Origin of the sequence: Actinoallomurus liliacearum (genome assembly GCF_039542035.1) — a bacterium.
GTDB lineage: Bacteria > Actinomycetota > Actinomycetes > Streptosporangiales > Streptosporangiaceae > Actinoallomurus > Actinoallomurus liliacearum.
This window is the reverse complement of the sequence record NZ_BAABHJ010000027.1, coordinates 402,849-422,687: the sequence shown is the minus strand read 5'-3', so window position 1 is coordinate 422,687 and position 19,839 is coordinate 402,849. Positions and strand designations below refer to the sequence as shown.

Annotated in this window: 14 protein-coding genes; 5 read left to right on the top strand and 9 right to left on the bottom strand. The window is 73.4% G+C overall.

Features of this window, described 5'->3' with window-relative positions:
• Positions 1 to 113 precede the first annotated feature (113 nt).
• Positions 114 to 2,546, bottom strand: a complete 2,433-nt coding sequence (locus ABD978_RS33485) for an FtsX-like permease family protein (protein WP_345363689.1) — start codon at positions 2,544 to 2,546, stop codon at positions 114 to 116.
• A gap of 44 nt (positions 2,547 to 2,590) precedes the next feature.
• Positions 2,591 to 3,280 (bottom strand): ABC transporter ATP-binding protein, encoded by a 690-nt coding sequence (locus tag ABD978_RS33480; protein ID WP_345363687.1) that lies wholly within the window; start codon positions 3,278 to 3,280, stop codon positions 2,591 to 2,593.
• 206 nt (positions 3,281 to 3,486) lie between these two features.
• Here ABD978_RS33480 and ABD978_RS33475 point away from each other — a divergent pair, with 206 nt between their 5' ends.
• From ABD978_RS33475 to uvrB, 3 genes are all read left to right on the top strand, one after another.
• Complete coding sequence (locus ABD978_RS33475) at positions 3,487 to 4,824, top strand: sensor histidine kinase (protein WP_345363685.1); 1,338 nt, start codon at positions 3,487 to 3,489, stop codon at positions 4,822 to 4,824.
• 14 nt (positions 4,825 to 4,838) lie between these two features.
• Positions 4,839 to 5,528 (top strand): response regulator, encoded by a 690-nt coding sequence (locus tag ABD978_RS33470; RefSeq protein ID WP_345363683.1) that lies wholly within the window; start codon positions 4,839 to 4,841, stop codon positions 5,526 to 5,528.
• A 142-nt stretch (positions 5,529 to 5,670) separates the two neighbouring features.
• Positions 5,671 to 7,785, top strand: a complete 2,115-nt coding sequence (gene uvrB / locus ABD978_RS33465; protein WP_345363681.1) for an excinuclease ABC subunit UvrB — start codon at positions 5,671 to 5,673, stop codon at positions 7,783 to 7,785.
• Positions 7,786 to 7,906: 121 nt separating this feature from the next.
• Here uvrB and ABD978_RS33460 read toward each other — a convergent pair whose 3' ends face one another.
• On the bottom strand, positions 7,907 to 8,110 hold the full coding sequence (locus ABD978_RS33460; RefSeq protein ID WP_252799700.1) for a cold-shock protein: 204 nt from the start codon (positions 8,108 to 8,110) through the stop codon (positions 7,907 to 7,909).
• Between the two features lie 322 nt (positions 8,111 to 8,432).
• Between ABD978_RS33460 and ABD978_RS33455 the strand changes: the two genes are divergently transcribed.
• Entirely contained in the window at positions 8,433 to 9,485 is a 1,053-nt protein-coding gene (locus tag ABD978_RS33455) for an SGNH/GDSL hydrolase family protein (RefSeq protein ID WP_345363679.1), read from the top strand.
• A gap of 140 nt (positions 9,486 to 9,625) precedes the next feature.
• On the opposite strand, the gene ABD978_RS33450 is transcribed toward ABD978_RS33455, so the two are convergent.
• The 6 genes from ABD978_RS33450 to pip form a co-directional block, all read right to left on the bottom strand.
• The gene (locus tag ABD978_RS33450) at positions 9,626 to 12,592 is read right to left on the bottom strand and encodes a type 1 periplasmic-binding domain-containing protein (RefSeq protein ID WP_345363677.1); all 2,967 of its coding nucleotides are present in this window, start codon (positions 12,590 to 12,592) and stop codon (positions 9,626 to 9,628) included.
• Positions 12,593 to 12,774: 182 nt separating this feature from the next.
• On the bottom strand, positions 12,775 to 13,905 hold the full coding sequence (locus ABD978_RS33445) for an NAD(P)H-dependent flavin oxidoreductase (protein ID WP_345363675.1): 1,131 nt from the start codon (positions 13,903 to 13,905) through the stop codon (positions 12,775 to 12,777).
• On the bottom strand, positions 13,886 to 14,281 hold the full coding sequence (locus ABD978_RS33440) for a Zn-ribbon domain-containing OB-fold protein (RefSeq protein WP_345363673.1): 396 nt from the start codon (positions 14,279 to 14,281) through the stop codon (positions 13,886 to 13,888). The genes ABD978_RS33445 and ABD978_RS33440 overlap by 20 nt, the downstream gene beginning before the upstream one ends.
• The gene (locus ABD978_RS33435) at positions 14,278 to 15,444 is read right to left on the bottom strand and encodes a thiolase family protein (RefSeq protein WP_345363671.1); all 1,167 of its coding nucleotides are present in this window, start codon (positions 15,442 to 15,444) and stop codon (positions 14,278 to 14,280) included. The genes ABD978_RS33440 and ABD978_RS33435 overlap by 4 nt, the downstream gene beginning before the upstream one ends.
• Before the next feature lie 79 nt (positions 15,445 to 15,523).
• Positions 15,524 to 16,450, bottom strand: a complete 927-nt coding sequence (locus ABD978_RS33430; protein ID WP_345363669.1) for an arginase family protein — start codon at positions 16,448 to 16,450, stop codon at positions 15,524 to 15,526.
• Positions 16,451 to 16,508: 58 nt separating this feature from the next.
• On the bottom strand, positions 16,509 to 17,465 hold the full coding sequence (pip, locus tag ABD978_RS33425; RefSeq protein WP_345363667.1) for a prolyl aminopeptidase: 957 nt from the start codon (positions 17,463 to 17,465) through the stop codon (positions 16,509 to 16,511).
• Between the two features lie 186 nt (positions 17,466 to 17,651).
• Between pip and ABD978_RS33420 the strand changes: the two genes are divergently transcribed.
• Positions 17,652 to 19,748 carry a coiled-coil domain-containing protein gene (locus ABD978_RS33420; RefSeq protein WP_345363666.1) on the top strand — a complete coding sequence of 699 codons (2,097 nt, stop codon included), beginning with the start codon at positions 17,652 to 17,654 and terminating at the stop codon, positions 19,746 to 19,748.
• Positions 19,749 to 19,839: the final 91 nt, after the last annotated feature.

The window sequence follows — 19,839 nt, the reverse complement described above, 5'->3', positions numbered from 1 at the left end:
CGCGGCACCGCGCCTCCCGCTCCCCCCAGAGAGAGCGGGAGGCCACCCGTGCGGGCTCGCGCCGGGCGGCGGCCACGGCGCTCAAGAGCCGCGAGGCGGACGCGCCGCCACGGTCATTCGGTGCGCAGGGCGGTGGCGGTACGGGTCCGGGCGGCCCAGCCGGCCGGGACGAAGGCCCCCGCCGTCGCGATGACCAGTCCGCCCAGGACGAGCGGGATCAGCACCGGCGCGCCGTACACCGCGATGTCCGCCGGGGGGAAGCGGGTGCCCGCCGCCCGGCCCATGACCGGCAGCACCTGATCGTGCAGGACGACGCCGAGCGGGACGCCCAGCACGCCGGCGACCAGGCCGATCCCGGCGACGGACGTGAGGACCATGCTGATCGTCTGCCGCGGTGACATCCCCAGTGCCTTGAGCACGCACAGGTCGTGGACGCGCTCCCGGGTGTCGAGCACGACCGTGTTGAGCACGCCGAGCCCGGCGACGGCGACCAGCATGAGGGCGAGCGTCGCGGCCAGCGTGTCCATGGCGACGACCGTGCCGCTCACCTCACCGGAGTTGGGCCGGGCGGTGACGCCCAGCGGCCGCAGGGCCGCGTTGAGGGAGTCGAGGTACGCGTGCGCGCCGACGCCCGGTCGCAGGTCGACGGCGAACGTGACCGACTCCGGCAGCGCGGCGGCGTCCAGGCCGGCGATGGACGCGGCGTCGGTCAGGATGACCATCCCCTCGTCGCGCAGGTCGAGGGCCTCGCCGACGATCCGCACGGGCGCCGTACGGCCGTTGGCCGTCAGGGTGACCGTGCCGCCGAGGCGCGTCCCGGTGGCCCGAAGGAAGCCGGAGGGAACGACCGCCTGGCCGGGGCCGCTGAACCAGGAGCCGGCGACCATCTGGTACGACCCCCAGGACGAGTCCCCGGTATAGGTGATCACCGTGGTGGCGCCCGCGAGCCCGGCGACGCCGACCTGGACCTGTCCGGTCCGGAAGAACCTCCGCGTCCCCGGCTGGGCGCTGATCCTCGCGGCGATGGCGTCCGGGTCGGCCGGCTTCTGCGGCTGGGGCATTCCCCGGGCGGGCGGGCCGAAGGCATGGACCTCGACCGCGCCGGGGGCCCGGCGGTCGAGGCCGTCCTCGATGGCGTTCAGCGACAGGGCGAGGCCGATTCCGAAGGTCACCCCGATGGTGCCGAAGGCCACGGCCACGACCATCGTCGCCGACCGCGCGGGCCGGGCGAACGGCATGGCCAGACCGAGGCTCACCGGGCGCGGCAGGGGCAGGCGGCCGAGCAGGTGCTGGACCGTACGGCCGCGGCCGGCGCGCGGGGTACGCCCGACCGCGATCGCCTCGACGGTCCGCAGCCGTCCGGCGCGCAGTGCCGGCACCAGCGCCGTCGCGGCGACGGCGATCAGGGCTGCCACGGGTACCGCGACGTCGATCCACGGGGCGACGGTGAGCGCCCCGGTGCCGTAGGCGCTCTCCGCCTGGGCCAGCACGGGCACCGACAGCAGGCCGCCGAGCACGACGCCCAGGACGCTGCCGGCGGTCGCGGGGAGCAGGGCCTGCGCCACGTAGGCCCGCACGACCTGCGCGGGCGTGAACCCGAGGGACTTCAGCACGCCGATGCGCCGGGTGGCGGCGCCGACCGTGCCGCTGACCACGGTGCCGATGATCAGAATCGACATGCACAGGCCGAGCACGCCGAAGGCGGCCACGAACGGCACGAACGTCGCCGACTCGCGGCTCGCGGCCAGCTTGACCTTCAGATAGGACGCCGCTCCGGTCATCGACCCCGGGGGCACGGCGGCGGCGACCGTGGCGCGGTCCGCGGTGATCTGGGCGTCGGTGGCGGAGTCGGTGAAGCGGTAGAGCATCTGGTAGGCGGCCCCGGTGCCGGGCGCGTTCGGCGCCGTGAGCCGCGCAGGCGACACCCACGCTTCGGCGCTCGCACCGACCGACCGGGCCAGTCCCACCACGGTCAGCGTCGGGTCCCCCGGCAGGTCGGGGAAGTCCAGCCGGTCGCCGACGCCGGACCGCGGGCCGTCGTCGCTCAGCACGATCTCCCCGGGGCCGGAGACCCACCGGCCGGCGGTGACGTCCACCCGGTCGACCGGCCCGCCGGGATCGGCGCGGCCGACGATCGTCATCGGTGGCAGCCGGTCGGTCGGCAGCATCGCCGCCTCCGCGCCCTGGATACGCGGCCGCAGCGAGCGGACGGGGAACGGCCCGGCGGCGGCCGTCACTCCCGAAAGGTGGGCGGTGGCCGTCAGCCGCGCGGGGGTGACCTTCGCGCCGTCGAACTGGGCGGTGAGGTGCGCGCCCCGCTGGCGGGCGAAGGCGTGGTCGAACGGCGCCTGCGACGCGACGAGGAGACCGAGGGCCAGGACGGACGCGGCGACCGCCAGCATCGTGGTCAGGACCATCACGACGGTCTGGACGCGCCGCCGCCCCACACCGGCGCGCACCACCCTGCCCAGCGCGCTCCCGGCCCGCACGGGTCGCCGCCCGACGCGGGCCGCATCACCGCTGCCCGGCGCGCTCCCCGTCGGCACGGGTCGCCGTCCGGTGCGGGCTGTACCGCCCTCTCGCCGGGCGCTCATCGAGCCGCCGCCCGTACGTCACGGGCGATCCTGCCGTCGACCAGCCCGATCGTCCGGGTGGCGCACGAGGCGGCCAGCGCGGTGTCATGGGTGACGAGCACGATCGTCTGACCGTCGCGGTTCAGCTCGACCAGCAGTTCCCGTACGTTCGCCGCGGACGCGCTGTCCAGCGCGCCGGTCGGTTCGTCGGCCAGCAGGAGCGGGGGCCGGTTCATCAGGGCACGGGCGACCGCGACACGCTGGCGTTCTCCACCGGACAGCCGGCCGGGGTACGCGCGGGCGTGCCGGGCGATGCCGAGCTGCTCCAGCAGTTCGGCCGCCCGGGCGCGGGCCCGCTCCCGCGCGGTTCCCGCCAGCTGGGCGGGCAGCAGGACGTTGCCCTCCACGGTCAGGTCGTCCAGGAGGTTGAAGAACTGGAAGATCATGCCGATGCGGTCCCGTCGGTACCTGGCCGAGGCGGCCTCGCTCAGGCCGTCGACGCGGCGGCCGTCCACGGTGACGGCGCCCTCGCTGGGTCGGTCCAGCCCGGCGATCAGGTTGAGCAGGGTCGACTTGCCGCTGCCCGACCGGCCGAGCACGGCCAGGGCCTCACCGGCGCCCACCTCCAGGGTCACGCCGTCCAGGGCGGGCCGTCCCGCCTCGTATCTCTTGCTCACGTCGCGGATCTCGATGATCGGCGCGGTCACGGGTCCTCCATGTATGGGGTCGGTTCAGGGCGGACCCGACGCTAGGAGCGGCCCCGCGCCGGGCGCGTCGGCAGCGGTGACGAACTCCGGTCCGCCGCCGGGTGGACCAGGGCGGCGCGTCATCACTGCGATGTACGTCCCTGTAGGGAGCCGCTCGTCATCCGGACGGATGTAGGAGCCGGGGAGCGCTTGCGACACTTGGGCACGTGTACGGAGCAGAGATCACCGCCCGATGGCACGCCGGGATCGCCGCGCTGCGGCGTGTCACGAGCCCGCCGCCGGCCCAGTCCCGCTGGGCGTGGGCGGCCGACGCGATCCTCGCTCTCGTGCTGACCGTGGGCACGCTGAACGACGCGCTGAGCTGGGGCGACTCCGAGGCCGTCTCCAGCACCGTGGACGGGAGACCGGTTCCGGTGGTCCCCTTCCCGATGCCCCCGGACCGGCCGCCCGTTCCGCCCCGGCCGGTCGCGCCACTCGGCGGCGGTCAGCTCGCCCACCACTTCGCCGCGGCCTCGTTCGGGCAGCTCATCCTGGCCGTTCTGGCCGCGGCGCCGCTGGTGGCGCGGCGGCGGTTCCCCCTCGCGGCCTTCTGGGTGGTGACCGGCGCGATGCTGGCCTATCACCAGAGCCCGGGCTTCGACCCCTGGTTCACGTTCACGGCCTTCGTCATCGCGGCCTACAGCGCCGTGGTGTACAGCCCGTACCGCGCCCTCGCGATGACGAGCGCGCTGGCGGGCGCCGCGCTGGTCGCGGCCGACCACGACGCGGCCGTGCCCGCCCTCAGGCCCGGCCTGGCCACGTTCCTGCTGCTGATCCCGTTCGGGCTGGCGGCCAACGCCATCCACACCTGGAAACAGCGCGTACGGAGCCTGGAGGCGGAGAAGGAGGCCGCCACACGGCACGCGGTGGAGCTGGAGCGTTCCCGGATCGCGCAGGAGCTGCACGACGTGGTCACCCACAATGTCAGCATGATGGTCGTGCAGGCCGGGGCCGCCCGCAAGGTGATGAGCACGGCGCCCGAGCGGGCGGAGCAGGCGCTGCTGGCCGTCGAGTCCGGCGGGCGCGCCGCGATGACCGAGCTGCGCCACGTCATGGGCCTGCTCACCCTGAACGTCGACGACCCCGATCAGAAGGCGCCCGACGACCTCGCGCCACCGCCGGGCCTCGACCAGGTGGCGGCGCTCACCGGCCGGGTCCGCGAGTCCGGTGTGCCCGTCGAACTGACCGTGACCGGCTCCGCGGTGCCGCTGCCCGCGGGCGTCGACCTGGCGGCGTACCGCGTGATCCAGGAGGCGCTGACCAACACCGTCAAGCACGCCGCCGGCGCCCGCGTGCGGATCACGGTCGCGTACGCTCCGGACGAGCTGCGCGTGGAGGTCACCGACACCGGCGGCACGCGTACCCCGGCGGCGCGTTCCGGCAGTGGCCGGGGACTGATCGGCCTGCGCGAACGGCTCGCCGTGTACCGGGGCACGCTCGAGGCCGGTGAGCTCCCGGCCGGCGGCTACCGGGTGTGCGCCCTGATCCCCCTGGGGGAGCAGTGAATGTAGGAGGGCGCATGAGCGAGCGGGAACCGCTGCGGGTGGTCATCGCCGATGATCAGGCCCTCGTCCGTACCGGGTTCGCGATGATCCTGGCCGCCGAGGGGATCGACGTTGTCGGGGAGGCCGCCGACGGCGTGAAGGCCGTCGACGAGGTCCGCAGGACCCGGCCCGACGTCGTGCTCATGGACATCCGGATGCCCGAGGTCGACGGCCTGGAGGCCACGCGGCGCATCCTGTCCGCCGGACCGTACGTGCCGCGCGTCATCATCCTGACGACCTTCGACCTCGACCGGTACGTCTACGCCGCGCTCAGCGCGGGCGCCAGCGGGTTCCTCCTCAAGGACGTCTCGCCCGAGCACCTGGTCGCCGCGGTGCGGCTGGTGCGCTCCGGCGACGCGCTGCTCGCCCCGAGCATCACCCGCCGGCTCATCGAGCGGTTCGCCCGCCACGACGGCCAGGCCGCGACCCTGCACCGCGACCTGTCGACGCTCACCCCCCGAGAGCTCGACGTGCTCCGGCTGCTGGCGCGCGGGCTGAGCAACGCCGAGCTCGCCGGCAGGCTCCAGGTCAGCGACGCCACCGTGAAGACCCACGTGACGCGGATCCTGTCCAAACTCGGCCTGCGCGACCGCGCCCAGGCGATCGTCGTCGCCTACGAGACGGGCCTCATCGTCCCGGGCGGAGCCGGCGGCGGGGAGACCTGACCTCCTGGGGGCCGGCCGATCGCGGCGCGGAATGTCGGTGCCGGAGCGTAGGTTGAATCTCATACCGGGGACCGTGGCCGTCGGCCCGCCCGATCCAGGAGCCGCCGAGGCGGCCAGCGAGCGCAGTAAGCGGAGGAGCATCGTGCGGCCTGTCACCGATCTTCAGCGGAAGGTGGCGCCCTTCGAGGTCGTCACCGAGATGACCCCGTCCGGTGACCAGCCGGGCGCGATCGCCGAGCTGGAGCGGCGCGTCGATCGCGGCGACAAGGACTCGGTGCTCCTGGGCGCGACCGGCACCGGCAAGACCGCGACGGTCGCCTGGCTGATCGAGAAGGTGCAGCGCCCGACGCTCGTCATGCAGCCGAACAAGACGCTCGCCGCGCAGTTCGCCAACGAGCTGCGCGAGATGCTGCCGAACAACGCCGTCGAGTACTTCGTCTCCTACTACGACTACTACCAGCCCGAGGCGTACGTCCCGCAGACCGACACCTACATCGAGAAGGACTCCTCGATCAACGACGAGGTGGAGCGGCTGCGGCACTCGGCGACCAACTCGCTGCTGACCCGCCGCGACACGATCGTGGTCGCGTCGGTGTCCTGCATCTACGGCCTGGGCACCCCGCAGGAGTACGTCGACCGCATGGTGCGGCTGCGCGTCGGCGACGAGATCGAACGGGACGAGCTGCTGCGCCGGCTCGTCGCGATGCAGTACGCCCGTAACGACCTGGCGTTCACCCGCGGCACGTTCCGGGTGCGCGGCGACACGATCGAGATCATCCCGCAGTACGAAGAGCTCGCCATCCGCATCGAGATGTTCGGCGACGAGATCGAGAAGCTCGCCACGCTGCACCCGCTGACCGGTGAGGTGATCACCGAGGACGAGGAGCTGTACATCTTCCCGGCCTCGCACTACGTCGCGGGCCCGGAGCGCATGGAGCGCGCCATCAACGGCATCGAGACGGAGCTGGAGCAGCGGCTCGCCGAGATGGAGCGGCAGGGCAAACTGCTGGAGGCCCAGCGGCTGCGGATGCGCACCACGTACGACATCGAGATGATGCGGCAGGTCGGCACCTGCTCCGGCATCGAGAACTACTCCCGGCACATCGACGGCCGTGGTCCCGGCACCGCGCCCAACACCCTCCTCGACTACTTCCCGGAGGACTTCCTCCTCGTCATCGACGAGTCGCACCAGACCACGCCGCAGATCGGCGCGATGTACGAAGGCGACATGTCGCGCAAGCGCACGCTGGTGGACCACGGGTTCCGGCTGCCGAGCGCGATGGACAACCGCCCGCTGAAGTGGGAGGAGTTCCTGGAGCGCATCGGGCAGACGGTGTACCTGTCGGCGACGCCCGGTCCGTACGAGCTGGGCCGGGTCAAGGGCGACGTGGTCGAGCAGGTGATCCGCCCGACCGGCCTGGTCGACCCCGAGGTGGTCATCAAGCCGACCAAGGGGCAGATCGACGACCTGGTCCACGAGATCCGCCAGCGCGCCGAGCGCGACGAGCGGGTGCTGGTCACCACGCTGACCAAGAAGATGGCCGAGGACCTCACCGACTATCTCCTGGAGCTCGGCATCCGGGTGCGCTACCTCCACAGCGAGGTCGACACGCTGCGCCGGGTCGAGCTGCTGCGCGAGCTGCGGCTGGGGGAGTTCGACGTCCTGGTCGGCATCAACCTGCTCCGCGAGGGCCTCGACCTGCCGGAGGTGTCGCTGGTCAGCATCCTCGATGCCGACAAGGAGGGGTTCCTCCGCTCGGAGACCTCGCTGATCCAGACGATCGGCCGTGCCGCGCGAAACGTCTCCGGCCAGGTCCACATGTACGCCGACAAGGTGACTCCGTCGATGGAGCGGGCGATCGACGAGACCAACCGGCGGCGCGCCAAGCAGACGGCCTACAACGAGGCGAACGGCATCGAGCCGACGGCGCTGCGCAAGAAGATCGCCGACATCCTCGACATGCTGGCCCGTGAGGACGCCGACACCGAGGAGCTGATCGGCGGTGCCGGGCGGCAGCAGAGCCGGGGCAAGGCCCCGGTGCCGGGCCTGTCCTCCAAACAGCGGGCCGGCCGGCACGCCGCCGACCTCGTGGGCGAGCGGCCGCGCGAGGAGATGGAGGCCCTCATCGACCAGATGACGCAGCAGATGCACCACGCGGCGGAGGAGCTGCAGTTCGAGATGGCGGCCCGGCTCCGCGACGAGATCAAGGAGCTGAAGCGCGAGCTGCGCGACATGAAGGAGGCCGGCGTCCGGTAACCGCGCCCTCCGGCCCGGCCCGCACCGCGGGCCGAAAGGGCATCAGGCCCGCATCGCGGGCCGAAAGAACACCGGGCCCGCACCGATGATCGGTGCGGGCCCGGTGAGGCACTTCTAAGCCTTAGAGCGGGGTCACGTCCTCCGCCTGCGGGCCCTTCGGGCCCTGGGTCGTCTGGAAGCTGACTCGCTGGTTCTCCTCCAGGCTACGGAAGCCCGAGGAGGTGATCGCCGAGTAGTGCACGAAAACGTCCGGGCCGCCGCCGTCAGGAGCGATGAATCCGAAGCCCTTGTCGGCGTTGAACCACTTGACGGTACCTTCTGCCACTTTCTTTCTTCTCTCCTTCTTGGGAGCCTCACCGAGACGCCGGGTCGGCGTTCCGGGGCTGCGTTACGGACCTTTGCTTACGTCCGCGAAAACTATCCCGGAGAAGCGAAAACGCCCGCCGTCAAAACTTCCCGCGGGCGTTCAAGTCGAACTTAACACGTACGAGGAAACTACGACTGCAACACCTCGGATGCTATCCCCTCCCCGGTACCCCGGCAAGCGTGCTGATCATCGCGCCGCCCCGGAGGCCCCTCGCGGCGGAGTTCACGGCTCGCTCCCGGCGCGGGGAGATGAGATCATGATCTCGGGGCGGAGGTGGTGCATGGTCGCGCTCGCGGCACTGGGGAGAAGCATCCGTACCCGCCGTGGCCTGCTCGTCCTGGTCCCGGCGGTCGTCGCGGTCCTGATCGGCGCGCTGGTCGTTCCGTTGGCCGTGACCGGGCAGTGCCGGCTCTTCGGCTCCGGCTGCGGGATCCCGCGCATCCGGTTCGTCCCTCCGCCGACCCGGCTGACCGGGTTGCAGGCCGCCCTGCGTGGCGGCTACGTCGCCCTCGGCGACTCCTACTCCTCGGGGGAGGGCACCTGGGATCTCACCGCCGACCACGGGTACGCCGGCGGCGGAGCCCAGGACTGTCACCGCTCCCAGGGCTCGTACTTCTCGACCGTGCTGCGGGGCTTCCGGTTCGCCCTCGGCGGAACGCTGTGGGCCTGCAGCGGCGCGCGGATCGACGACGTCCTGCACGGCGGCCGGTACGGCGAGCCGGCCCAGGTCGAACGCCTGCGACCGGACACCAGCCTGGTGACGCTCACCATCGGCGGCAACGACATCGGCTTCTCTGAGATCGTCACCCGGTGTGTCGTGCGGCTTCCGTGGTCGTCGGCCTGCCGTGACCAGGACGCCGGCATCCGGGCCCGGACGGCCGCCCTGCCCGCCGGACTGGCTTCGGTGTTCGAGCAGATCGGGCGGCGGGCGCCGAACGCGCGGATCGTCGTGCTGGGCTATCCCCGGCCGTTCCCCGTACGCCCCGGCCGCTCGGTGGACAACATCGGCGTCGCCGACCAGGTCTACCTCAACGGCGTCGTCCGCGCCCTCGACGACGTCATCGCCGATGCGGCCCGGCGTGCCGACGGGGGACTGGCGGCGGCCGGCCGGCCGGGCACCGTGGAGTTCGCCGACGGGTACGCCGCGTTCGACGGGCACGAGCTCGGGACGGCGCAGCCGTACCTGAACCCGCTCAAGATCGACTTCGGGGCGCTGGCGGCCGAACCCCGCAGCTTCCACCCGAACCAGCTCGGTTACGGCGCCTTCGCGCAGCTCATCGACCGGCAGATCCAGTCCGGCCCGGCCCGGCCGGTGTACCAGTACCGCCGCTGACGGACCCGCCCCCGGCGGCGGACGGGCTCTCTCCCGGCCGGTGACGGGCTCTCTTCCGGCGGCTGACGGGCTCTCTCCCCGCCGGTGACGGGCCTTCTCCCGGCCGCGGACCGGAGACGCCCCGGCGTGCGCGAGCCGGTCTACCGGCAGGGTGTCAGGCCGGGGGCCGGTGTGCCGCCGGCCAGTTGGCCGCAGACGGCGGTGGGCGTCGCTCCGAGGTCCCGCCCGGTCACCTTGACCAGGGTGAGCGCCCGGCGGCCGGAGCCGCCGGTGACGTGCTGGTCGCGGGTGAAGTCGATCAGGCCGGTGGCTCCCTGGTAGCTGAGGTTCGGCAGGGTCAGCAGGACCGAGCCCGAGGTGACGGACGCGCTGCCCGGGGCACGGGACACGCCGTGCGCGGCCAGGTCCAGGGTCCCGAAGGCGTTCTCCGCCGCGCGCGCCAGCGCGGACGCCGAGTCGTACGCCATGATCATCTGTCCGTCCGCCAGCAGGGCCGTGCGATCCGCCGGGCCGATCCCGAGCTCGTTCCGGGCGAGGACGAAGAACGGGTTGTCGGTGTCCCGGCCCCCCGCCAGGAGGTTCGGCAGGTAGGTGAACGTCGTGTAGTAGACGGTCATCGACCGGGGCAGCAGCACGTCGGTGCGGCCGGTGCCGAACCGCGACCGCGACACCTCGTCCCCGCCGAGCACGGTCAGCTCGCGGTCGGCGCAGCCGCCGTCGCGGAGCGCGTTGATCAGGCCGCCGAGGTCCTCGGTACGTCCGGCGAAGTACACCAGGGCGTAGGGGTCTCCCGTCGATCCACGGCACGCCGCCCGTACCTTGGCGCCGATGTCGTCGATGCCGTCGTAGCGCAGCATGGTCGAGGACGGCCCGAGCGCCAGCGCCCGCCGCGCGTCCTCGGCGAGCTCCGCGCCGTAGTCGCTGCCCTCCGAGCCGGGGGAGCGGTAGACGACCAGCGTGCGGCCGGCGCGCCGGCTCCCCAGGGCCTTGCGGGCGACCACGGCCTCGTCGTTGTCGGTGGCGGCCAGGCCGTAGAACTGCGGGAGCGCGCGGAGGGTGTCGGAGGAGTTGACCGGGTCGACCACCGCGAGGCCGGCGGCGTTGAGCCGGCGGATGGCCTTCTGGGACTCGGCGGTGTTGCGGCCCAGGCCGACCACGCCGACGACCGTGCGGTCCCGCCGGGCCATCGCCAGGATGCGGTCCGCGGCGATCTTCGAGAAGGCCATGTCCTGCCCGGCGTTCACGGCGAGCAGCCGGATCTTCAGCGGGTTGTCGCCGCCGCCGGCCTGGGCCCGGTTGTTGCCGCGCTGCGCGAGGTACGCGCCGGCCAGCTGGCGGATCGTGCTCACCGCGCTGCTCTCCTGGCCGTCGGCCGACGTCATCATCCCGACGTACAGGATCGTCACGTACGGCCGGTGGGTGCCCAGCACCCAGGCGTTCTCCGCCGCGATGCGGTTCTCCAGGTCGGCGAGGGTGATCTGACCCGCGGTGTGGGCGGCGTCGGGCCGGACGCTCGTGCCGCCCAGCGCCGTGCTGAGAGGGTCCCGTTCGAAGCGGACGCCCTTGGTGGCGATGCCGACGCACTCGCGGCTGCCCGCCGCGTCGGTCCGCAGCTGGGTGTCGGTGTTGGCGAAGAACAGCGCGTGCACGCTGCAGTGGGTGGAGGCGAGCTGGGCGTGCAGGTACGACCCGCCGACGGCGAGGGCGGCGAGGAGGGCCAGCAGCGACCGGCCCGACCACAGCCAGGTCCAGCGCGGCCGGGTCCGGGGCTTGAGCGCCGGGGGCGCCGCCCGGGTCGGGCTGCCGGCGGCGATGGGCAGCCGCAGCAGCCACGGCAGGGCGACCTGGGCACTCGGCCCCTGGGCGCGGGCCAGCGACTCGATCCACTGTTCGTAACGGCCCCGTGGGGACAGCGAGCCCTGGACGCCGCGGGCGCCGGGCAGGTCGTCGATGTCGGCGCGGTGGCCGTGGTCGACGGAGGCCACGACGAGGAGGGGGTGCAGTTCGCTGCGGCGGCTGCGCACGTCGCTCATGGCCAGCAGCAGCCCGACGCCGCCGTTCCGGCGGGTGATGTCCTTCAGGAAGATCACGGACGGGGCGGGCCGCTTGAACCCCCGGAGGGTGGGGGAGAGCCGGCGGTGCCGGGCGCGCAGGTCCTCCAGGAACGCGAAGGTCTTCGTCTGCAGCCAGGACTCCGCCGAGGCGGGCGATCCGGCGGCGAGGGCCTGGTGGACGTGACCGAGCTGGGACTTCAGCCGGCCGCCGAACCCGCGGCTGCCCTGCACGGCGAAGAACGACGAGGCGGCCAGCCAGCGGTACCGCGTGCCGAACCCGACGCGGGACAGGACGGGCAGCCAGATCCTGCGGTTCATCAGGCCGGCGGCGAGCGCGACGGCCGCCAGCAGGGCGACGCACATGGCCAGCAGGGTGCCGACGCGCGTCTGGTCGGCGACGCCCTGGGCGACGCCGCCGAAGATCGCGGCGACCAGCACGATGACGGTCGACCACCACACCGGCGCGGTCAGCGGCCGGCGGGTCCACGGCAGCAGGACGGCCGCGTCGTACCACTCCTCGGCGGGCGTGGTCGAGGACGGCTGCGTCCGGTTCTTGGCGGCGGCGCTCCTGACCGCCTCTTCGAGGGACCGCACGAGGTCGGACCGGGGGAACCGGTAGCGGCCGGCTGCGGGGCGGTCCCCGGGCCACGCGCCGGGCTTGGTCAGCGAGTCGAGCAGGGTGACCTCCGGCGGCGTCCCGCCGGGAGCCGCGCCACCCTGGCCGTCGCGACCGACGGCGGTCTCCGGCGGCGTCCCACCGGGGATCGCGGCCCCCCGATCTCCGGGGCCGGCGGCGCCCTCCGGGGCGTCCGGAGGCGACAGGACGATGTGCGGGATGTCCGCCGCGGCGGCGGCCTGGGCCAGGGCGTCGATGTACGCGCCGGCGTCCACACCCGGGTCGGCCGCCTCCAGCACCATCAGCGGGAACGCCTGGCCGCCGAGCCGCCACGGATGGGCCGTGGTGCGCTCGTCCAGCAGCTCGAGGAGCTCGCGGCCGACCTGGGTGCTGAGGACGTCCTCGCCGACCGGCTCGGCGGGTTCCGGGACACTCACGCCGCACCCCCGCGAAATCGCACCGTACGACGGTGACGGACCGTCGTGAATGCAGCGTACGAGGCGGATCTGGCGTTTTCACGTCACCTGGGGATGCGTCCCGACCACAACCCGGGATGGGGACATGCCCGATTGATGGGCTCCGCGCCGGCCCGGTCCCGGACCGGCGCGGAGCGGGGCCTTCACTCGCCGGTGATGCGGTTGAGCCGCTCGAGGGCGTCGGCGAACTCCTCGATCATGTCGTAGACGACCTGACGCGCGGGCTTGACGGTGTTCATCAGCCCGACGACCTGGCCGACGAAGTAGTTGGCCAGCTCCCGGGCGCCCTCGTTGCCGGCCTCGGCGGCCTTGCCGATGGGCGCCATCGCGCCCTCGGCGACGATCATCTGCAGGGGCATCGGCAGCGGGCCGGGGCTGTCCGCGGAGTCCCACTCGTCGGTCCAGGCAGACCGGAGCTGCCGGGCCGGCTTGCCCGTGCGCGACCGTGAGCGGACGGTGTCCCGGGACGTGGCGGCGAGCATCTTGGCCTTGACCGCGGGCAGGGTCTCGGCCTCCTCAGTCGTCAGCCAGACCGAGCCGCACCAGACGCCCGACGCGCCCAGGGCCAGCGCGGCCGCCATCTGCCGCCCGGTCGCGATGCCGCCCGCGGCGAGGACCGGGAGCGGCGCGACGGCGTCGACGACCTCCGGGACCAACACCATCGTGGAGATCTCGCCGGTGTGGCCGCCGGCCTCACCGCCCTGCGCCACGATGAGGTCGACCCCGGCCTCGACCTGGCGCCGGGCGTGCTCGACCGTGCCGACCAGCGCCGCCACGGGCACTCCGGCGGCGCGGGCCCGCTCGACCATGATCGGAGGGGGCGGGCCGAGCGCGCTGGCGATCAGCCGGATCGGATGGGCCAGCGCCACGTCGATCAGCTCGGTCGCGCCCTGCTGCGTCACCTGCCGTCCCACGCCGTCGACCCGCGGGTCGCTGCGCGCCTCCGGTGGCGGCGCCGGGACGCCGTACTTCTCGAACAGCCCCTTCAGGAAGTCCCAGTGTTCCGGCGGGACCGCGGACAGCAGCGAGCCGCGGCCGTCCGCCGCCTCCTTGGCGATCTTGCCGGGGACGAGGACGTCGACGCCGTACGGGCGGCCGCCGACGTGCTCGTCGATCCAGCGCAGCTCCTCCTCGAGGCGGTCGGGACTGTAGGCGACCGCGCCGAGCACGCCGAAGCCGCCCGCGTTCGTGACCGCCGCGACGACGTCACGGCAATGGCTGAAGGCGAACAGCGGGAACTCGATCCCGAACCTGTCACAGACCTCGGTCTTCACGGTCCTCCTCGAAAACGGGATGGCTCTCGCCCTCGTCCGGATGGACGAAGCGCGCACGCAGCGGCAGCCCCTCGCGCGGGGCGGTGACCCCGTGCAGCCGCCCGTACATCCACGGTCCCTCGGCGAGCTCGACCAGCGCCAGCGGCGCGGGGTCGCCACCGCGCAGGTGCGCGACCGCCCAGGACACGAGGACCGCCCGGCCGCTGGCCTCCGCCCAGTCGAGCTCCTCGGCGCCGCACTCGGGGCAGCCGCCGGCGTCCGGGGCGTACCAGCGGTCGCAGGGCGCGCAGCGGCGGATCATCAGCCGGTCCCGCGCCGCGCCGTCGAAGAACGGACCGGAGCGGGCGTCCCGCCGCACGACGCCGTCCACGTTCATCGATGCCCCTTCGGGTGCGGGCCGACGATCAGGGTCGAGTGGTGGTCGATGATGCCGCCGTTGCCGCTGACCAGGATCAGGTCGTTACGGGCCGCCTGGCGCTCGCCGCCGTCGCCGCGGGCCTGGATGACCGCCTCCGACAGCGGCGTCATCCCCCACATGTAGTACGCGGACAGCTGCCCGCCGCCGGTGTTGGTCGGCAGCGCCCCGCCGGGGCCGAGCGTGCCGCTCGCGGCGAACGGGCCGCCCTCGCCCTTGGCGCAGAAGCCGTAGTCCTCCAGGGACACCAGCACGGTGTAGGTGTAGCAGTCGTACAGCTGGCACATGGTGATGTCGCCGGTGGTGACGCCGGCCATCTTCATCGCCGCCGGGCCGGAGATCGCGGCGCCGGTCGTCAGCCCGAACTCACTGCCGCGTTCCAGCCGGTGCCCGGGATGGCCCTGCCCCCAGCCCCAGACGTACACCGGTGGCCGCGCGAGGTCGCGGGCGCGCTCGGCGCCGGTGACGATGACCGCGACGCCGCCGTTGGAGACGAGGCAGCAGTCGAGGAGGTGCAGCGGCTCGACGACCCAGCGGGACTCCTGGTGGTCGCGCAGCGAGATCGGCTCGCGCATCTGGGCGAGGGGATTGCCGGTCGCCCAGGCTCGCGTACCGACCGCGATCGCGCCGAACTGCTCGCTGGTCGTGCCGTAGCGGGCCATGTGCCGCCGGGCGGCCAGCGCGTAGTAGGCGTTGACGCTGCGGAACCCGAGGGCCGCGCGGAGGCCGTCCAGGCCGTGCCACTCGGGCGCGGTCCGGTCGTACGCCGCGCCCGCCGGGCGTTCGGGCCGCAGCGGCGCGTCGGCGAACACGCAGGCGACGGCGCTCGCCGAGCCCGCAGAGATCATCGACGTGGCGTAGGCCACCATCGCGCCGGCGGAGGCGCCGAACGCGTTCATCGTCGTGAGCAGCCGGAGGTCGCGCAGGCCGAGCGTGCGGGCCAGCTCCACGCCGGGACCGCCCGACATGCCCGGCGCGACGATCAGGCCGTCCAGGTCGGTGAGGGCCAGTCCGGCGTCGGCCGCCGCCGCCCGCACGGCCTGCGCCGCCAGGCGGCGCGGACTGTGGCCGTACACCTTGCCGAGCTCGGTCATGCCCAGCCCGGCGATCGCGGTCTCAGCCATGGCTCACCGTCGCCGCCTCACTCTCGTGCGCGTTCGCCTCCCACCGTACCGAATCATGTTCGGTTATGGGGAGAGGCGTTCAGCGCGTGAGCGCGGTGACGAGGGCGTCGACCAGGGCGCCGCCCGCCTCGCCCGACGGGTCGAGCTCCGGGTCGTAGATGCCCACGTGCATGCCGACCGCGCGCGGGTCGCCGAGAAGGGTCGCCAGGACCTCGGTGAACTCCGGGAGAGACAGGCCGTCCGGGTTGGGGGAGTCGACCGCCGACATCACGCTCTTGTCCAGCACGTCCGCGTCGATGTGGATCCAGTGACCCTCGACGGGCGCCGCCGCCAGGTCCCGGCGCGCGGCCTCGGCGGCCGCCGCGGCGCCGTGCTCGCGGACGTACTCGATCGGGTACCGGTGGATCGGCGAGGTGCGGAACGGCTCGTGGTCGAACAGCTCGAGGTCCTCCGGCTCGTACTGCACGCCGATGTGCGCGGCGTGCTCCTCGGCGATGTACGGACCGAGGCCCTCGATGTCGGTCAGCGCGGCCGGGCCGTGCCCGGTGACGAGCGCGAGCGCCGTGCCCCCGGCGGTGAACCGGCCGTGCCGGCTCGCCGGGTCGCGCAGCGGGGAGTAGTCGTCGTGCCCGTCGAGGTAGACGAACCCGTACGAGCCGCGCCGCCGCAGCGCCAGGGCCGGCCCCAGCGCGATGCCGCAGTCGCCGCCCAGCACGAGCGGGAACCGTCTCGCGTCGAGGAGGTCCCCGACGCGGTCCGCGAGCCGCACGGAGAACTCCGCGATCGCCGGTCCGTTCAGGAAGCCGGTGACCGGCTCGGCGGCGAAGGAGTACGGCGGGGGCTCGACCCGGCCCGCGTCGGCCGCGCCGAGCCGGTCGACGACGCCGTGCCCGCGCAACGCGGCCGCGAGGCCGCGGACCCCGGGCTCGTGGCCCTCGCGCGGCGGCCGGAGCCCGAGGTTCGACGGAGCGTCCAGTACGGCGATCGACCGCTGAACGAGGGCCATGGGCACACCACCTAAGTCGTTACGGTGGTGCCATCCTGGCGGCGATCGATCCGCCGCGTCAACGGGCGAAGCGGTCGGTGGCCTCGATGAGGTGGTGCAGGATGCCCGGCTCGCTGTAGGCGTGTCCCGCGTCGTCGACGAGGTGGAAGTCCGCCTCCGGCCAGGCCTTGTGCAGGTCCCACGCGGTCGCCGCCGGGGTCGCGATGTCGTAGCGGCCCTGCACGATCACGGCCGGGATGTGCCGGATCTTGTCGACGTCCCGGATGAGCTGCCCGTCCTCGAAGAAACCGTCGTTGACGAAGTAGTGGTTCTCGATCCGGGCGAACGCCACCGCGTAGTCGGGGTCGTCCTGCTGCGCGATGATCTCCGGGTCGGGACGCAGTGTGATCGTCGAGCCCTCCCAGACGCTCCACGCCCGCGCCGCCGGGATCCGTACGTCCGGGTCGGGGTCGTTCAGCCGCGCGGCGAACGCGGCGATCAGGTCGTCCCGCTCGTCCTCGGGGATCGGGGCGACGTACTTCTCCCACAGGTCGGGGAAGAGCAGCGAGGCGCCCTCCTGGTAGTACCAGTACAGCTCGAACGGCCGCAGCGTGAAGATCCCCCGCAGGACCAGCTCGGTCACCCGGTCCGGATGCGTCTCGGCGTAGGCCAGCGCCAGCGCGCTTCCCCAGGAGCCGCCGAACACCAGCCACCGGTCGATGCCCAGGTGCTCGCGGAGCCGCTCGAGGTCGGCGACGAGGTTCGCGGTGGTGTTGTGCTCCAGGGAGACGGCGGGGTCGCTCGCGTGCGGCCGGCTGCGCCCGCAGTTGCGCTGGTCGAACAGCACGATGCGGTACGCCTCCGGGTCGAACTGCCGCCGGTGCCCCGGCGTGCAGCCGCCGCCCGGCCCGCCGTGCAGCATCACCGCGGGCTTGCCGTCGGGGTTGCCGCAGACCTCCCAGTAGATCTGATCGTCGTCGCCGACGTCGAGCAGTCCGGAGTCGTACGGCTCGATCGGCGGGTAGAGCGTCCTCATGGTGGGAATTCTCGCATCCGACACGCCGACGACCGCACAGAGTGACCGCGAACCGCCTCACGGTGCGTAACCGCTGGTCACGGGTGACGCATCGATTCGCGTAGATCTCGAAATCATCACGAGTTATGCGCCACACCTTGCGTGACATGGCAGACAGCTTGGTGAGACGCCCTTAGAGTTCCCTATGTGAGCGATCTCAACGGTTCGGGCGGTTCCTATGCCGCGGAGGGCGCCGGGTCGTCGTGGGCGCCGAACAACACCAACCCACCGGCGCGTCCTGACGACACCGACCAACCGGCCGAGGTGGTCGACCGGCTGAGGCAGATGGCCGACATGCTCGCCGGCGCACTCGCGCAGGGCGAGCAGAAGGTCACCGAGGCCAAGCAGGACGCCGCGACGCAGATCGCCGCCGTGCGCGCCGAGCACGAGTCGGCCAAGCAGGAGGCCGCGTCCGCCTGGCAGGAGGTGGAGCGGCTGCGCACCCAGGTGCAGCAGGCGCAGGCCACCGCGCGCCAGATGCTGGCCGAGCGCGAGTCCGCGAAACAGGACGCCGCCTCCGCGCTGCAGGAGGTCGAGCGCATCCGCGCCTCGCACGACCAGATGGAACAGCGCGCCGAGCAGGCCGAGGCCGCCGTCCGCCAGATGATGGCCGAGCGTGAGTCCGCGCAGCAGGAGGCCGCGGCCGCCCGGCAGGAGACCGCCGGCGCCCGGCAGGAGACCGCGGCGGCGCGGCAGGAGACCCAGGCCGAGCGGCAGGCCAAGGAGGCCGCCGAGGCGGCGGCGCGGCAGCTGATGGTCGAACGCGAGGCCGCGCAGCAGGAGACGCTCGGTGAGCGGCAGCTCAAGGAGCAGGCCGAGGCCACCGCCCGTGGCCTCATGGCCGAGCGCGACGCCGCGCAGCAGGAGACGCTCGGTGAGCGGCAGGCCAAGGAGCAGGCCGAGGCCACCGCCCGTGGCCTCATGGCCGAGCGGGAGGCCGCCAAGCAGGACGCGGCCGCCGCCCTGCAGGAGGTCGACCGGATGCGCGGCCAGGTCGAGGAGATGGGCCAGCGCGTCGAGCAGTCCGAGGCCGCGATGCGGCAGGCGATCTCCGAGCGGGACACGGCTCAGCAGGAGGCGCAGACCGCCTGGCAGGAGGGGCTGCGGGCGCGCGCCCAGGCCGAGCAGTCCGAGGCCGCGATGCGCCAGGCCCTGACCGAGCGTGACCAGGCGCAGCGGGAGACCGTCACCGCCCGCCAGGAGACCGACCAGGCCATGGCGCAGGCGCGCCAGGCCGAGCAGCGCGCCGAGCAGGCCGAGGCCGCCGTGCGCCAGCTCATGGCCGAGCGGGAGGCCGCCCAGCGCGAGGCCGGGTCGGCCTGGCAGGAGGTCGAGCGGCTGCGGGTCTCCACCGAACAGGCCGAGGCCGCGATGCGGCAGGCGTTCACCGAGCGCGACCAGGCGCGGGCCGGCGCCGAACAGGCTCAGGCGGTCGCCGACCAGGCCAGGGCGATGGCCGAGCAGGCGGAGGCCACCGCCCGGCAGGCGTTCACCGAACGCGACCAGATGCGCGAGGACCGCGACGAGGCGCACCGCTCCGCCGGTGAGGCCCAGACGGTGCGCAAGGCCGTCGAGGGCGAGCGCGACCGTATCTCCAAGCACGCGGCCGAGCTGTCCCAGACCCTGGAGGCCGCGCAGATCGAGGTGGCCGGCCTGCGGGCCAAGGTCGCCGAGCTCGAGGCGGCGGCACTGACCCTGCAGCAGACGGCGGCGGCGTCGGCGAAGGAGGCCGAGGACGCCCGCCGCCGCGCCCAGGAGCTCGACGTCGAGCGCCGCCGGGCGGTGGACCAGGCGACCAAGGCCGAGAGCGGCCGGGATCTCGCCGAGCGGGGACAGGCGCGGGCCCAGTCGGAGCTGGCTCAGACCCAGCGCCGCGCCGAGGACGCCGTGCGCGACCGTGACCAGGCCCAGCGTCGCGCCGATGACGCCGCCCGCGAACGCGACCAGGCCCTCGTGTCCGCCCGGCAGGCCACCTCCGACCGCGACCAGGCCCTCGCGTCGGCCCGGCAGGCGGCCACCGAGCGCGACGCCCTCGCCCAGAAGCTGAAGGAACGCGAGGAGTGGGTCGACCAGCTCGCCGAGGCCGTCACCCAGCAGCGCGACGCCCTGGCCGCCCTCTCCACCGAGCGGGACCAGGCGCGCACCGCCGCCGACCAGGCCCGGAAGATCATCGACGAGCTCAGCGGCCAGATCCAGGGCGGCACGCCGAACACCACCGGGAGCTACGCGACCGGCTACCGCTGACGTCTCTTCGACGCCGGATCGGCGGACGCCACCAGGAGAGTCGCCTGTTATCCTGGTGGCCCGTGGACATTCGGTTGTTCGCCACGCCGGT